General features: G+C 62.7%; 1 protein-coding gene. It reads right to left on the bottom strand.

Annotation, left to right across the window (positions count from 1 at the left end; all coding sequences use genetic code 11):
- Window positions 1-58: 58 nt before the first annotated feature.
- Window positions 59-542: MutS-related protein (locus AC1RO3_RS08415; protein WP_481763994.1), on the bottom strand; the 484-nt coding region annotated here is incomplete at its 5' end.

Below are 542 nucleotides of genomic sequence, written 5' to 3'. Positions count from 1 at the left end.
GCGTTCAACACCGTTCGCCCGTGCCGGGCCAGGTAGAGGTGCTGCTGGCGTGCATCTTTCATGCGGACTCCGTTACTTCAATGACCGGTTGGGTGACTGACGGGGTGGGTTCCGGGTCGAAAATGCGGTGGAACACGTTCTCTCCGAAGCTGGTTGGAAGAGGTTCGCCGACCACCAGTCGGAAGTCACGGTCTCCACTCTCGTCCCTGTTCGCCCGCAGGAACAGCGAGTCGGTTCGTGCCGCGGTGTAGTACTGACGGCCGAAGTCATACAGGTGAGTCACCAGCACCACCCGGACGTCCGCGGTGGTGAACGCGCCGACGACCTGGCGGAGGATCTCGGAACCCTCCCGTTCGTTGGTCGAGGCGAACGACTCGTTGAGCAAGATCAGCGATCCCGGGGTCACCTCGTCGACGATCGCGCTCATCCGGGCGAGCTCCTCATCCAGCTTCCCGCTGCGCATCGACGCGTCCTCTTCCCGCTTGAAATGGGTGAAGATCCTCTCCCGGATACCCGTCGTGAACTGGTCAGCCGGGACGAAC

The sequence above is a fragment of the Dellaglioa sp. CoH-57-MRSF-19 genome, from assembly GCF_056781975.1.
Note: the sequence above shows the minus strand (reverse complement) of the source record. Positions and strands in the feature narration are given on the sequence as shown.